This is a genomic window from Pseudomonas sp. GM74 (assembly GCF_000282455.1).
In the GTDB taxonomy this organism is placed as follows: Bacteria; Pseudomonadota; Gammaproteobacteria; order Pseudomonadales; family Pseudomonadaceae; genus Aquipseudomonas.
In genome coordinates this window covers 48,522-62,823 of the sequence record NZ_AKJG01000003.1, presented here as the reverse complement: position 1 = coordinate 62,823, position 14,302 = coordinate 48,522, and the positions used below count along the sequence as shown (strand labels likewise).

At 59.3% G+C, this 14,302-nt stretch carries 15 protein-coding genes; 4 read left to right on the top strand and 11 right to left on the bottom strand.

The genetic code is table 11. The annotated features are described in order from the left end of the window. Positions 1–6: 6 nt before the first annotated feature. The 4 genes from PMI34_RS26180 to PMI34_RS26195 form a co-directional block, all read right to left on the bottom strand. The gene (locus PMI34_RS26180) at positions 7–873 is read right to left on the bottom strand and encodes a metal ABC transporter permease (protein WP_008045611.1); all 867 of its coding nucleotides are present in this window, start codon (positions 871–873) and stop codon (positions 7–9) included. Continuing rightward, the gene (locus PMI34_RS26185; RefSeq protein WP_008045609.1) at positions 873–1,541 is read right to left on the bottom strand and encodes a metal ABC transporter ATP-binding protein; all 669 of its coding nucleotides are present in this window, start codon (positions 1,539–1,541) and stop codon (positions 873–875) included. Before PMI34_RS26185 ends, PMI34_RS26180 begins: the two co-directional genes overlap by 1 nt. Beyond that, positions 1,538–2,434 (bottom strand): GTP cyclohydrolase FolE2, encoded by an 897-nt coding sequence (gene folE2, locus PMI34_RS26190; protein WP_008045607.1) that lies wholly within the window; start codon positions 2,432–2,434, stop codon positions 1,538–1,540. Before folE2 ends, PMI34_RS26185 begins: the two co-directional genes overlap by 4 nt. A 145-nt stretch (positions 2,435–2,579) precedes the next feature. Beyond that, positions 2,580–2,957 (bottom strand): hypothetical protein, encoded by a 378-nt coding sequence (locus PMI34_RS26195; RefSeq protein WP_008045605.1) that lies wholly within the window; start codon positions 2,955–2,957, stop codon positions 2,580–2,582. A gap of 140 nt (positions 2,958–3,097) precedes the next feature. Here PMI34_RS26195 and zigA point away from each other — a divergent pair, with 140 nt between their 5' ends. After that, the gene (gene zigA / locus PMI34_RS26200) at positions 3,098–4,303 is read left to right on the top strand and encodes a zinc metallochaperone GTPase ZigA (RefSeq protein ID WP_008045604.1); all 1,206 of its coding nucleotides are present in this window, start codon (positions 3,098–3,100) and stop codon (positions 4,301–4,303) included. Between the two features lie 15 nt (positions 4,304–4,318). Here the strand turns inward: zigA and PMI34_RS26205 are convergent, their stop codons facing one another. Further along, a complete protein-coding gene (locus PMI34_RS26205; RefSeq protein WP_008045603.1) occupies positions 4,319–4,675 on the bottom strand; it encodes a hypothetical protein in 357 nt (118 codons plus the stop codon). Positions 4,676–4,702: 27 nt separating this feature from the next. On the opposite strand from PMI34_RS26205, the gene PMI34_RS26210 reads away from it, so the two are divergent. Further along, a complete protein-coding gene (locus PMI34_RS26210; protein ID WP_008045602.1) occupies positions 4,703–5,674 on the top strand; it encodes a CobW family GTP-binding protein in 972 nt (323 codons plus the stop codon). 4 nt (positions 5,675–5,678) lie between these two features. Here the strand turns inward: PMI34_RS26210 and PMI34_RS26215 are convergent, their stop codons facing one another. Continuing rightward, complete coding sequence (locus PMI34_RS26215) at positions 5,679–6,092, bottom strand: DUF3301 domain-containing protein (protein ID WP_008045600.1); 414 nt, start codon at positions 6,090–6,092, stop codon at positions 5,679–5,681. Positions 6,093–6,210: 118 nt separating this feature from the next. Here PMI34_RS26215 and pdxY point away from each other — a divergent pair, with 118 nt between their 5' ends. After that, positions 6,211–7,083: a pyridoxal kinase PdxY gene (gene pdxY, locus PMI34_RS26220; protein ID WP_008045598.1), complete on the top strand. Its 873-nt coding sequence runs from the start codon at positions 6,211–6,213 to the stop codon at positions 7,081–7,083. 144 nt (positions 7,084–7,227) lie between these two features. Here the strand turns inward: pdxY and PMI34_RS26225 are convergent, their stop codons facing one another. Beyond that, the gene (locus PMI34_RS26225; RefSeq protein ID WP_007989648.1) at positions 7,228–7,710 is read right to left on the bottom strand and encodes an acyl-CoA thioesterase; all 483 of its coding nucleotides are present in this window, start codon (positions 7,708–7,710) and stop codon (positions 7,228–7,230) included. A gap of 286 nt (positions 7,711–7,996) precedes the next feature. Here PMI34_RS26225 and PMI34_RS26230 point away from each other — a divergent pair, with 286 nt between their 5' ends. After that, positions 7,997–9,760, top strand: coding sequence for a cation:proton antiporter (locus PMI34_RS26230; protein WP_008045597.1), 1,764 nt, complete (start codon positions 7,997–7,999; stop codon positions 9,758–9,760). A gap of 22 nt (positions 9,761–9,782) precedes the next feature. Here the strand turns inward: PMI34_RS26230 and PMI34_RS26235 are convergent, their stop codons facing one another. The 4 genes from PMI34_RS26235 to uvrD all read right to left on the bottom strand — a co-directional run bounded on the left by PMI34_RS26235 (position 9,783) and on the right by uvrD (position 14,153). Further along, a complete protein-coding gene (locus tag PMI34_RS26235) occupies positions 9,783–10,190 on the bottom strand; it encodes an SMI1/KNR4 family protein (RefSeq protein ID WP_003187120.1) in 408 nt (135 codons plus the stop codon). A 138-nt stretch (positions 10,191–10,328) separates the two neighbouring features. Next, positions 10,329–11,207, bottom strand: a complete 879-nt coding sequence (locus PMI34_RS26240) for a Tim44 domain-containing protein (RefSeq protein WP_008045595.1) — start codon at positions 11,205–11,207, stop codon at positions 10,329–10,331. A gap of 179 nt (positions 11,208–11,386) precedes the next feature. Then, the gene (locus tag PMI34_RS26245; RefSeq protein ID WP_008045593.1) at positions 11,387–11,827 is read right to left on the bottom strand and encodes an EamA family transporter; all 441 of its coding nucleotides are present in this window, start codon (positions 11,825–11,827) and stop codon (positions 11,387–11,389) included. Between the two features lie 142 nt (positions 11,828–11,969). Continuing rightward, entirely contained in the window at positions 11,970–14,153 is a 2,184-nt protein-coding gene (gene uvrD, locus PMI34_RS26250) for a DNA helicase II (protein WP_008045592.1), read from the bottom strand. Positions 14,154–14,302: the final 149 nt, after the last annotated feature.

The following is a 14,302-nucleotide window of genomic DNA, read 5'->3' as shown; positions in this document are numbered from 1 at the left end:
AACACCTCATTGGGATGTGAGCAAAGGCGGGCGGCGCAGCAAGCCGTGCACCGGCCCGAACACCACGGACAACAGATACCCGGCGCCGGCCACCAGTACGATTGCCGGGCCACTGGGCAGCGAGTAATAGAACGAGATCAATAAACCGAGCCACACCGAGAGACTGCCGAGCAAGGCGGCGACGACGATCAGCACCGGCAAGCGGCGACTCCAGAAACGCGCCGCGGCGGCAGGCAACATCATCAACCCGACCACCATCAACGCGCCGATCGCCTGGAAACCGATGACCAGATTCAACACCACCAGCGTCAGGAACACGCCGTGGGCCAGTGGACCAAGTCGGCTGACGGTTTGCAGAAAAAGCGGGTCGAGGGTGTCGAGCAGCAGTGGTTTGTAGATCAATGCCATGGCAATCAGGCTCAGGCCCGAGACCCAAAGCATGCCGGTCAAGGTCGAGCCGTCGACCGCCAGCGCCGAGCCAAACAATAGGTGCAACAGGTCCAGGCGTTTGCCGGCGATGCCGAGAATCAGCACGCCGCCGGCCAGGGAAATCGGGTAGATCGCCGCGAGACTGGCGTCCTCTCGCAGGCCGGTGCGCCGCGTAATCCAGGCCGCGAGGCCGGCCATGCTCAAGCCGGCGCCGAGACCGCCGATGGTCAAGGCCGGGAGGCTCAACCCGGCAAACCAGAAACCCAGGGCCGCACCGGGAAGGATGCCGTGGGCGACGGCATCGCCGATCAGGCTCATGCGCCGGAGGATCAGAAACACCCCAAGGGGCGCCGTACTGCACGCCAGGAGCAAACCACCGAGCAGCGCCCGACGCATGAACACGAACTCGTGGAACGGTTGCCAAAGATGCGCGGCAGCGATCATCAGGCCACCTGCGCATGTGGTGGTTGGCGGATCAGTTCGGTACTCGGGCCGAATGTGCATCCACTGCTTTTGATCAGCAAGGTGTGTGGGATGTGCGCGCGGACGGCAGCGAGGTCATGGCACACAACCACCAGTGTCCGGCCTTCGAGGTGCCAATCGTGTATGTGCTTCCAGAGCAATGCCTGGCCGAGTTCATCAAGGGCCGCATGGGGTTCATCGAGCAACAGCAGGGGCGCGTCAGTCAGGCTCAATCGGGCAAGCAGGGCGCGTTGCAACTCGCCGCCGGAGAGGGCCATCAAGGGGCGATCTTCCAGGCCGTTCAGGCGCCAGTTCTCGAGGACGGTTTTCAGGCGTTGGCTACGGATCTGTGGTGACTGTTTGTTGCCCCAGAAACCGGCGGCGACCAATGCCTGAAGGCTGATCGGAAATTGCCTGTCCAGGTGTTGTTGCTGGGGCTGGAACGACACACCGCCCTTGAGTGGAACACTCAGTCGAACCTTTCCGGCCAACGGTTTTTGCAATCCGGCGATGACCTTCAACAGGCTGCTTTTCCCGGAGCCGTTCGCACCGATGATGGCGGTCAGGCTGCCCTTCGAGAGTTCGAAGTCCAGCGCGGGTGTGAGTGGCTGCCCCGGCGCGCCCCAACGTAAAGCGTGGCAAGCAATCATGCGAGCTCCCAGTTGAAACGGCTTTCGGCGACAGCGTCATGGGCGTGCAGGCTTTCGGCATGGGTGACACGAATGTGGAAGGCATTGATGCCTGTGGAGCGCTTCAGGGCCAGATTCAAACGGCGTGCGGCGTCCTCGCAGAACATCAGGTTCTGACCATTGGCCAGGGCGAAGGCCTGTTCGTCGGCGCGTTTTACCGCTGTTTGAACGGCGGTGCCGAGTGCGGCTTCGGCGTCGTTGATGACGGCGATCAGAGGTAACTCGTCCAAAAAATCAGCCAGACGCACGCGCAACTTTGCGCTGCTGCGTTGGCTGTGAGGTGTGGCGACTATGCCGTTCGTGGAGCCGAGCCACGCTAAAACGTCGGCGTGTTGCAGTGCCTTGTTCGCGAAATCATCGACGAACTGCTGCTGAATCAACTGTCGAGAAAGGGCGGCGGAACATGGACAGGTTGAGGAATAAGGCACATCGATTTTTAGTTCCACGTGGAACATTGCGTTTTTCAGTTGCGCTTCGATGGTGACTGAATAGCTTTTCCAGCCAGCCAATGGACTGATCAGCGCCGGCCTTTTCAGCAACAAATCGGCGTGAATGGTTAGATGTGCGCTGCTGGATAGTCCTTCATGACTCTCAAGAAAACGCTGCAAAACCCGCCGCAATAGAGCCGGTGAGAGATTTTCCTGCGCCAGCAATTCAAGCGCCAGATAGAGCCGTGACATGTGAATGCCGCGGGCATTGCCATCGTCGAGGCTCACGCCGGCATCGGCCTTTGCATTCAGTCGTTGGCCATCAAACAAAACGGGAAGAGCAATGCCGCACATGCCCACCCACTCCAGTGGCAGGGCTTGGCGTGAGGCCTGCGCGGCGATATCCGGCAGAGTCAGCGCATTCATGAGCAGGTCCATCGTGGGAGTTGATCTACAATGTTATAGTATAACAGTGTAATCGACGATGCCTTTTTCATGAACGGATTTTCATCATGCGCAACCACCGCATGCTCAGCCTGCTTTCACGCCTTCAACAGAAAAACAAAGAGGCTTAACAGCCAGCGATCCGGCTGCAGGTGAACCTGGCGCTGCTGCCGCCAGAGCTGGAAAACCGGTTGATCGTGGTCCAGCCGACGCGCTGGTTGTAGCCGACCCAGGCCTCGCCATCGGAAGCGATACCGGTGAAAAACGTCAGCTGACCGTAGCGGCTGTTGGTCTGCGCCCAATAGCGTTTGCCGGCCGTTTCGAAACCCCGCAGATAGATCGTGTTTCCGGCGGTGTTGACGCTGTAGGCATTGCCATCGGCATCCACGCAGGCCAGCAGGTTGGCGCTACGGGTGCACTTGGCCAGGCTCGGGACCTGGGCCGTCGCGTCGGCAGCCACCAGCAGGGAAAGCATGATCAGTGCAGATTTCAGGACGTTGCGCATGGGGCTTCTCACGAAAGGAATGCGTTCAGCATCCAGTCCTTTGCCCTGCCGGGCAAGAGGGGTGGTGCATTGGTGTTGTTACAGTATAACATTGTGTAAGCCCGACACAGCGACCGGGCATCCCTGTGAGGAATATGCAGATGTCCAATCGACTTCCCGTGACCGTTCTCTCCGGCTTTCTAGGTGCCGGAAAAAGTACACTACTTAATTACATACTACGTAATCGCGATTGTTTACGAGTAGCCGTCATCGTCAACGATATGAGCGAAATCAACGTCGATGGCACCGAAGTCCAGCGCGATGTCAGCCTTAATCGCGCTGAAGAACGGTTGGTGGAGATGAGTAACGGGTGTATTTGCTGTACGTTACGTGAAGATTTGCTGGAGGAGGTGAGTCAGCTCGCCAGAGAGGGCCGCTTCGACTATCTGCTGATCGAGTCCACCGGTATTTCCGAACCGCTGCCTGTGGCGGAAACCTTCACCTTCCGCGATGAAAACGGCCAGAGCCTCAGCGACATCGCACGTCTCGACACCATGGTCACGGTGGTCGATGGCATGAATTTCCTGCTCGATTACCAGGCTGCCGAAAGTCTGGCTTCCCGAGGAGAAACGCTTGGGGAAGAGGACGAGCGTTCGATTACCGATCTGTTGATTGAACAGGTGGAGTTCGCCGATGTGATTTTGCTCAGCAAGATCGATTTGATCAGCAGCCACGAACGCGAGGAGCTGATCGCCATACTTGAACGGCTCAACGCCCAGGCGGAAATCATTCCGATGGCGATGGGCGAAATCCCCTTGAACAAGATTCTCGACACCGGTCGTTTTGACTTCGAAAAGGCTGCACAGGCACCAGGATGGTTGCAGGAGTTGCGCGGCGAACACGTGCCGGAAACCGAAGAATACGGCATTGCTTCCAGTGCTTACCGGGCTCGCCGGCCGTTCCATCCACAGCGTTTCTTCAACTTCATCGACGGTCGTTGGGACAACGGCAAGCTGCTGCGCTCCAAGGGCTTTTTCTGGCTGGCAAGCAAGCACATGGATGCCGGCAGTTGGTCTCAAGCCGGTGGTTTGATGCGCTATGGCTTTGCCGGACGCTGGTGGCGTTTCGTACCGAAAAACCAATGGCCGCAGGACGAAGAAAGTACCGTCGGGATCATGAAAAACTGGACCGCCGATAGCGGGGACTGTCGTCAGGAACTGGTATTCATCGGCCAGAACATCGACTTCACGCAACTCACGGCCGAACTGGACGCATGCCTGCTGACCGATGAGGAAATGGCGCTGGGCGTAGAGGGCTGGCGTTTGCTGCCTGATCCATTCGGCCTGTGGTATGAAGAGGCCGCCTGATCCACTAATGACGTTTCAAGGCTTGAACCAGGTGCCCTGGCTCTGGGCCTCGCAGTACGGCTGCAAATACGCCGCGTCGGTGGCAACGCCGTAATAGTGAATATCCTGTCGGTAGGGCATATTGGCGACTTGGGCGTTGCTGCAGATACCGAATGCGCCGCTGGGGCATTGATCGACGTACTGCACATCGACTTTCTGCCCCGCCAGGTTCGGCTGGCAGAAACCATCGGCGAAGAGTTTTGGCGGGATGTTGCGGTTCTGCTGGCAAACCTGGACATCAAGCCGCTGGCCCTGGCTATGAACCACACAAGCCTGGGCCAGCGCCTCGCCTGAAACCAGTGCCAGGAGCAACGACAAGCCAATCAACCGCATCCATCACCTCCTCAGAAATCATCGACCATGCTGCAGAATATCCCCACTCATGTCATTGCCGGTCCGTTGGGCGCCGGCAAGACCAGCCTGATCAAGCACCTGTTGGCCCAGCGCCCGGCAGGCGAGCGGTGGGCGGTGTTGATCAACGAGTTTGGCCAGATCGGTCTCGACGCTGCGCTGCTGACCCGGGACGCCGATGGTATCGCACTGGGTGAAGTGGCCGGGGGCTGCCTGTGTTGCGTCAACGGTGCGCCGTTTCAGATTGGTCTTGGGCGCTTGTTGCGCAAGGCGCAACCGGATCGACTGTTCATCGAACCCTCAGGGCTGGGGCATCCGGCGCAGTTGCTCAGGCAATTGAGCGAAGCGCCGTGGCAAGGCGTGTTGGCTGTCCAGCCTTGTGTGCTGGTGTTGGATGCCCAGTCGCTCGCTGCTGGCAAACCGTTGCCGGATGTTCAGCAGCAAGCGCTGGGCCATGCGGGATTGCTGCTGTTGAACAAGTCTGAAGGTCTCGAAGAAGGCAGTCGCCAGAGAATCGCCGGGCAATTGCCGCCGCTCCCCCTGTGCTGGACGCAACAGGCGGCTTTACCCTTGAGCGAGCTGCCGGGGCTGAATGCCAAAGCGCGGGCGGGTGTGGATAACTTCGTCGTGCCCAAGGGATTGGCGCAGTTACCGGCGGTCTGGGGCGATCCTGCGTTGCCCATTTGCTTGAGTCAGGAACAGGACGGAGGCTGGAGCATCGGATGGCGTTGGCACCCAAGCCAGGTATTTGATGCCGCGCTGGTAGGCCGGTGGCTTGAAAGCCTTGCCTGGAGGCGGGCGAAGCTGGTTATCCACAGCGTCCACGGATGGGTCTCGGCGAATGCGGTGGATAACTCGGCGCTGGACTGGCAGCCCAGTGAATGGCGGCAGGATTCGCGTATCGAGCTGATTTTCAGTGAGCCGCAGAATACAGACCGGTTGCAGAGGGAGCTGGCAGCGTGCCGATCCGGATCGGGTTAACGGCTCAAGGCCGCCACTTGGTATGGTCCTGACGCCACTGGCTCAGTTCGATCACTTCCGCGCGAGGTTTCGTCACTTCGACCACCGGTTCGGTTTCGTCGAACGGGACCGGGTAGGGCGCCAGTTCAATCTGTGCGCTGTGAGCGCCGAACTGGGTGATGGTGCCGTTGTGGCGGCTTTCGCCGGTCACGGTGAATTCGAAGTTATACACACGGGCCAGGCGTCGCCGACCACTGGCATCCCTGATGAACGCGATTCTTTTCAAGGCCACGTTGCCGTCGAGCAATTCGATCCCGAGTTTGCCGCAATGCTGCTTGACCCGCTCCAGCGCCCGCTCGCGCAAGCCGTGGTTGTGCCATAGCCATGCGCCGGCAGTGGCGAACAGCATCAGCACGAATATATTTCCAAGGGTCAGCATCACAGGGTGCTCCAACAAGATAGTGTCAGCTTAACTGCGTCGCTGGTCTGTCGTACAGGCTGCGTTTAGTCGCATACTGCGCGGCTAGAATTTCAATCGTTTTACGGAAATCCACCGCATGAAACGTACTCCGCATTTGCTCGCTATCCAGTCCCACGTGGTATTCGGTCATGCCGGCAACAGTGCCGCAGTTTTCCCGATGCAACGGGTCGGGGTGAATGTCTGGCCGCTCAACACTGTGCAGTTCTCCAATCACACCCAGTACGGTCAGTGGGCCGGTGAAGTACTGGCGCCGCACCAGATCCCCGACCTGGTCGAAGGCATTGCGGCGATTGGCGAGCTGGGCAACTGCGATGCGGTGCTCTCCGGTTACCTCGGCAGTGCGGCCCAGGGCCGGGCGATCCTGACGGGGGTGGCGCGGATCAAGTCGATGAACCCCAAGGCACTGTACCTGTGTGACCCGGTCATGGGGCATCCGGAGAAGGGTTGCAGTGTTCCGGCGGAGGTCAGTGATTTTCTGTTGGAGGAGGCCGCCGCCGTGGCGGACTTCATGTGCCCGAACCAGTTGGAGCTGGACAGCTTCTCCGGGCGCAAGCCGCAATCGCTGTTCGATTGCCTGGCCATGGCGCGTGCATTACTGGTTCGCGGGCCGAAAGCAGTGTTGGTCAAGCATCTGGACTATCCCGGTAAATCGGCAGAGGCCTTCGAGATGCTGCTGGTGACGGCCGAAGGCAGCTGGCATTTGCAGCGCCCGTTGCTGGCGTTCCCGCGTCAGCCAGTGGGCGTGGGCGATCTGACGTCCGGCCTGTTCCTGGCGCGTGTGCTGTTGGGCGACAGCCTGGTGGCTGCCTTCGAGTTCACGGCGTCGGCGGTGCATGAAGTGCTGCTCGAAACCCAGGCCTGTGCCAGCTACGAGTTGGAACTGGTACGGGCCCAGGACCGGATTGCCCATCCGCGGGTGCGGTTCGAGGCGACCCCGATCAGCCTTTGATTTTGCGTTGATCCCATTCGTCGGATCGCCGCCCGGAGCAAGCCCGCTCCCACACTGGATCTATGCAACACCGAAGATCAAATGTGGGAGCGGGCTTGCTCGCGAATGGCTTTCTAAAGAACACCATCAGCCTGCCTGACCAGATCAGGCGTCGCCCTTGATATCCTGATAACGCTTTTCCAGCTCCTGACGAATCTGCCGACGCTGTTGGGCCTGCATGTAGCGGCGCTTGTCTTCACTGTTCTGCGGTTGCAGCGGTGGTACCGGTGCAGGTTTGCGCTGGTCATCCACCGCGACCATGGTGAAGAAGCAACTGTTGGTGTGGCGCACCGACCGCTCGCGAATGTTCTCGGTCACCACTTTGATGCCCACCTCCATGGAGGTATTGCCGGTGTAGTTGACGGAGGCGAGAAAGGTCACCAGTTCGCCGACATGGATCGGCTCACGGAAAATGACCTGGTCCACCGACAGGGTCACCACATAGCGGCCGGCATAACGGCTGGCGCAGGCGTAGGCCACTTCGTCGAGGTATTTGAGCAGGGTGCCGCCGTGGACATTGCCAGAGAAGTTGGCCATGTCGGGGGTCATCAATACCGTCATCGACAGCTGGGCGTTTCCGGGTTCCATAGCATTCTCACGGGTCAAGGCCAGGTTTGAGGGTTGCACCTCTGCGGGTGCCTCGGCGGTTTTTTCAAACCAACAGTTATCGGGACGCCGGGCGCAGGGTCGCCGTCACGCCGGATCGATCTGTTTCCATATATTGCACCGCCTTTCTGCCAGAAGTCGCGGTGTTACCCTGCAAAAAGCCCTGCCTCAAGGGCATTTCCTACGTGCAATTCCGATTTTTGTTCTGCTCGATCAGACTTTTCCTGCATCCGGGGATCGAGCAATGCCAGCCAGGGAGTCTCACGCCATGCATGCCATCAGTTTCATTCAGGATCTGGCAGTGATCATGTTGATTGCAGGTGTGGTCACCGTGGTTTTCCATCGCCTGAAACAACCGGTGGTACTGGGATACATCGTCGCCGGTTTCATCATTGGCCCGCACACCCCGCCATTCGGCCTGATCCATGATGAAGAAACCATCAAGACCCTGGCTGAACTCGGTGTGATATTCCTGATGTTCTGCCTGGGCCTGGAGTTCAGCCTGCGCAAGTTGTTCAAGGTCGGTGCCACGGCGTTCATCGCGGCATTCCTGGAGATCGTGCTGATGATCTGGATCGGCTACGAGATTGGTCGCTGGTTCGACTGGAACACCATGGACTCACTGTTCCTCGGCGCGATCCTGGCGATTTCCTCGACCACCATCATCGTCAAGGCGCTCAACGATCTGAAGTTGAAGAACGAGCGATTTGCCCAGTTGATATTTGGTGTGCTGATCGTCGAAGACATTCTGGGCATCGGCATCATCGCGCTGCTGTCCAGCATCGCGGTCAGCGGTACGGTCAGCTCCGGCGAAGTGTTTTCCACGGTCGGCAAACTGTCGCTGTTCATGATCGTCGCGTTGGTCGTTGGTATCCTGATGGTGCCGCGGCTGCTGGCTTACGTCGCCAGATTCGAAAGCAATGAAATGCTGCTGATCACGGTGCTGGGCCTGTGTTTTGGCTTCTGCCTGCTGGTGGTCAAGCTTGAATACAGCATGGTCCTCGGGGCATTCCTGATCGGCGCGATCATGGCTGAATCCCGGCAACTGCTGAAAATCGAGCGTTTGATTGAGCCGGTTCGCGATCTTTTCAGTGCGATTTTCTTTGTGGCCATCGGGCTGATGCTCGATCCGGCGATCCTGGTTCAGTACGCCTGGCCAATCGTCGTAATCACCGTAGCCGTGGTGCTCGGCAAGATGTTGTCCTGCGGCCTTGGTGCATTTATCGCCGGCAATGACGGACGTACCTCGCTGCGGGTCGGGATGGGGCTTTCACAGATTGGCGAATTCTCCTTCATCATTGCGGCGCTGGGCATGACGTTGCAGGTCACCGGTAACTTTCTGTACCCCGTGGCTGTGGCGGTTTCGGTGATCACGACCCTGCTGACGCCTTATCTGATCCGCGCGGCCGATCCATTGTCGACCAAGCTCGCCGGCGTCATGCCAGAACGTCTGGGACGGGTGTTGGGGATGTATGGCGAATGGTTGCGCAGCATCCAGCCTCAGGGGGAGGGCGCGTTACTGGCATCCATGATTCGCAGGATCTTGCTGCAGGTGGGAGTGAATCTGGCGCTCGTGATCGCGATCTTCTTCTCGGGCGCGTACTTCGCAGAACGCATGTCGGCTTATCTGCAAGACTGGATCAACGATCCGAGCTGGCAAAAGGCGTTGATCTGGGGTGGGGCGCTGCTGTTATCGCTGCCTTTTTTGATTGCGGCATACCGCAAGCTAAAGGCACTGTCGATGTTGCTGGCGGAAATGGGCGTGAAGCCGGAGATGGCCGGGCGCCACACGCAGCGAGTGCGCCGGGTGATCGCCGAAGTGATCCCGATCCTGTCGCTGCTGGTGATCTTTTTGCTGTTGGCAGCCTTGTCGGCCAGTATTCTGCCGACCAACAAGTTGCTGGTGCTGATCGCCATCGTCGCGGCCGCCGTGGCGGCGCTGCTGTGGCGCTGGTTCATTCGTGTGCATACGCGGATGCAGGTGGCTTTGCTGGAAACCCTCGACAATCACAAGGAGTCGTCCGGGCATTGACCACCCAGCGGTGTTGACTGGATCAGCTTTCCAGCCAGACGTCCCTTGCCCAGTGCCACACCGACTCCCAAGTCTCTTCGGCGATCAGTTCTTCTTCGGCCTGCCAAAGCACCACGGTGCCATCTTCTTCGACGCAATAGTAGTCATCACCGTCCTGGCAGATAGGGATCAGGCTGCGATCGACGCCGGCGTCCCAAGCGTTGGCGGCAACGTCGGGCAGGTAGGTGTGGGATTGCGGGTCGGTCACCGTGACCGGTTCCAGGCTACCGTAGACCACGTCGCTGACGGTCAGCAGAAACTCTCTGAAGACAAACGGAATGTCGATGAACAGTTGTTCTTCGATTTCGACCAGCAGGTCTTCGTCGGGCAATTCCAAGGGGACCGGTACCGGTTCGTTGGCTTCACGCAGTTGTTCGATGATTTCTTCCACGTCCGGGATCCTCTTGCTTGTATGGCGCGGTTTATATGGGGCGGTTTATACAGTAGCTTGCTATAGATGCAACCGCGAAATAGAAAACCCCAGCCAGGGCTGGGGTTTTCTTTTCAGCAAGTGAAGCGCGGCGCGGGATCAGCCGTTCTGGCGGATACCTGCAACCAGCCAAGGCTGGTTTTCGCCTTGTGCACGTTCCATGTTCCAGCTTTCGCTGAAGACTTCGCCCTGGTCGAAACGCGAGGTTTTCGACACGCCGGTGAAGGTCAGGGTGGCAATGGTCTTGTCGGCGCGATCATCCACACCGTCCAGCTGCACATTGAGGTTATCAATGTAGGTGGACTGGAAAGCGTCGCCCAGGTCGGCACGCTCACGCTTGAGGAACTCCAGCATTTGCGGGGTCACGAACTCGGCGATCTTGTCCATTTCGTTGGCGTCCCAGTGCTGTTGCAGGGACTGGAAGTGATTGCGTGCCGCTTCGACGAAGTTTCTTTCGTTGAACCAGGCTGGAGCGTTGATCACTGGACGAGCGGCAACAGGCGCTGGCGAACCACCGAAGATCGAACCACCGGCAGGCTTCTGTTCGAACGCTTCACGTTGCATCGGCGCGTGGCCGGCCGGAGCGTAATGCTCCTGCTGCTTGCGACGACGGGCGGCGATAAAGCGGAATACCAGGAATGCAATGACAGCCATGATCAGGATGTCGAAGATCTGCATGCCCTGGAAGCCGTCGCCCATGAACATGGATGCCAGCAGGCCGCCGGCCGCGATACCGGCCAGAGGGCCGAGCCAGCGCGAAGCGCCACCGGCCTTGGCGGCGGCGCCAGCGGCACCGGCAGCACCAGCGGTCGCCGCAGCGCCGCCCATGCCAGGAGAAGAAGGAGCCATCTGGCTGGTCTGGTGCGTCGGCGCAGCGCCTGCGCTTTTGCCACCACCGAAGCGCTTGGCGGCATTGACGTCGAGACTCATCGTCAGGCCGATGCACAACGCCATGGCGATGCTAAGAAAACGTTTCATAAAGGGAATTCCCATTTGTGGAAGGCACGCGCGCCATGTTGCACAGCTGAAGTGTTACTGGCTAGCGGCAGAGTGTTTCGGGCTTTTGCCTGACAGGTTTCATTCAGCTTCAGTCAGTGCAATAGGGCCTTTTGACTTTGATCTGTCAGATGAGTGGATGAGCTTTGTAGGACGCTCGCCTAGCGACGTAATGCCAGCATGACGACCCCGGCCGTGATCAGAACGATTCCGCCCCATTGGCGCAGGTCAAGTTTTTCACCCAGCAGGATTACGCCAAGAACGGCCACCAGCACCACGCTGAGTTTGTCCACCGGGGCAACCAGTGACGCCGGACCGACCTTGAGTGCACGGAAATAGCAGATCCACGACGCACCGGTGGCCAGGCCCGACAACAGCAGGAAAAGGTAGCTCTTCGCAGAGATCGATCCCAAAGACTGATATTGGCCCGTGGCGAACAAAATCAAGGCCAGGCTGACCAATACCACTATCGTACGCAGCAGGGTGGCGAAGTCGGAGTTGACGTTTTCGATGCCGACTTTCGCGAAAATGGCGGTCATTGCCGCGAATGCCGCCGATAACAGGGCCCAGAATGTCCAAGAGGAAAAGAAGCTTGAACCCATATCTGTTCCCTTTCACATAGGCCAACGTCTAACTCTGTGGGAGCGGGCTTGCTCGCGAAGGCAGCACCGCGGTTCATCAGAAACACCGCGTGATCGTTCTTCGCGAGCAAACCCGCTCCCACATCAGACCTCTGGCGGTCTTTTAGATTGCTTCCAGTTTCGCGTAACCCAGCATCAGCCACTTGCTGCCTTCGCTGAAGTTCACCTGCACCCGGGCCTGAGCCCCGGCGCCTTCGAAGTTCAGGATCACGCCATCGCCAAACACTGAGTGGCGTACGGTCTGCCCCAGGCTGAAGCCGGTCTGCGGAATCTCGCTGCCGCTGAACAGGTTGCTGCCACTCATTGACTGGTTGCCACCGAAAGGACGGCTGACGCTGTTGGACAGCCGCACCTCCTGAATCAGACCTTTCGGAACTTCGCGTACGAAGCGCGAGACCTTGTTGTAGGTCTCGCTGCCATAAAGGCGTCGGGTTTCAGCATAGGTCATCACCAGGTTCTGCATGGCCCGGGTGATGCCTACGTAGGCCAGACGACGTTCTTCCTCAAGGCGACCGGGTTCTTCCAGGCTCATCTTGTGCGGGAACAGGCCTTCTTCCATGCCCACCAGGAACACGTAAGGGAATTCCAGACCCTTGGCGCTGTGCAGGGTCATCAGTTGAATGCTGTCTTCGTGCTCGTCGGCCTGGGTATCGCCGGCCTCCAGCGATGCGTGACCGAGGAATGCTGCCAATGGCGACAGGTCTTCGTCTTCTTCGCTGTTTTCGAAGTTGCGTGCGGCGCTGACCAGTTCCTCAAGGTTTTCTACCCGAGCCTGGCCTTTCTCGCCTTTTTCCGCTTCGTGATAGGCGATCAGCCCCGACTGCTCGATGACGGTCTGGGTCATCAGGTGCAGTGGCATTTCCATGCACTTGGCGGCGAGGTTCTCGATCAGCTCGATAAAGGCGCCCAAGGCACCGGCCGCACGACCGGTCAGGCCTTTGTTGGCCACCAGTTGGCGCATCGCTTCCCACATCGATACATCGCTGTGGCGCGCATGGTCGCGGATCGCTTCAACGGTTTTCTCGCCGATGCCACGGGCCGGCACGTTGATCACCCGTTCCAGCGCGGCATCGTTACCACGGCCTTCGAGCAAGCGCATGTAGGCCATGGCGTTCTTGATTTCGGCGCGTTCGAAGAAGCGCTGACCGCCATAGATACGGTAGGGAATGCGCTCGCGCAGCAAGGCTTCTTCCAGAACCCGCGATTGGGCGTTGGAGCGATACAGAATCGCGATATCGCTGCGAGACAAGCCGGTTTTGAGCGCGCTTTCGATGGTTTCGACAACGTAGCGTGCTTCGTCGTGCTCGTTGAAGGCGGCGTACAGGTTGATCGCTTCGCCGTCGCCGCCGTCTGTCCACAGCTCTTTGCCCAGGCGCCCGGTGTTGTTGGCGATCAAGGCGTTGGCAGCCTTCAGGATACCGGCGGTGGAGCGATAGTTTTGCTCCAGGCGAATGGTTTCGGCGTCCGGGAAGTCTTCGGAATACTGATAGATGTTCTCGATTTTCGCGCCACGCCAGCCGTAGATCGACTGGTCGTCGTCGCCTACGACCATCAGGCTGTCGCCACCCTTGGCCAGCAGGCGCAACCAGGCGTATTGCACGGCGTTGGTGTCCTGGAACTCGTCCACCAGGATGTGCCGGAAGCGCTTTTGATAGTGAGCGAGCAGGCCTGGGTGATCGCGCCACAGGTCGAGGGCGCGCAGCAGCAATTCGGAGAAGTCGATGACCCCCGCACGCAGGCAGGCGGCCTCGTAGGCCTCATAGATGCCGCGCATGGTCGCCAGGAACAGGTCGCCGCTGGCCTGGATGTGTTGCGGGCGCAGGCCTTCGTCTTTCTGGCCGTTGATGAACCATTGGGCCTGACGGGCCGGCCAGCGCTGTTCGTCCAGGCCGAGCTCGCGGATTACTCGCTTGACCAGACGCTGTTGGTCATCGCTGTCGAGAATCTGGAAGGTCTGGCTCAGGCCCGCTTCCTGCCAGTGTGCCCGCAGGAGGCGGTGCGCCAGGCCGTGGAAGGTGCCGACCCACATGCCGGCCGGGTTGATACCCATCAGCTGCTCGATGCGCTGGCGCATCTCGGCAGCGGCCTTGTTGGTGAAGGTCACCGACAGGATGGAGTGGGGCGAGGCGTTTTCGACCTGGATCAACCAGGCGATACGGTGCACCAGCACTCGGGTTTTACCGGAACCAGCACCGGCCAGGACCAACTGACGACCCACGGGGGCCGCTACGGCCTGGCGTTGGGCATCGTTGAGGGAGTTCAGCAGAAGGGAGAGATCATCGCGCATCGGGGCATTCTAGGGGGCCGCGACACACCGGGCAAACTCCGCTTCGCATTAACCGATGAAAGTTATGCGAGGGACGACCGGTCGGTCATCGGCTGCGGGCGTTGGCGGGGCGTGCCTTCAGCATTTTCAGTGACATCGGCAACCGAAAA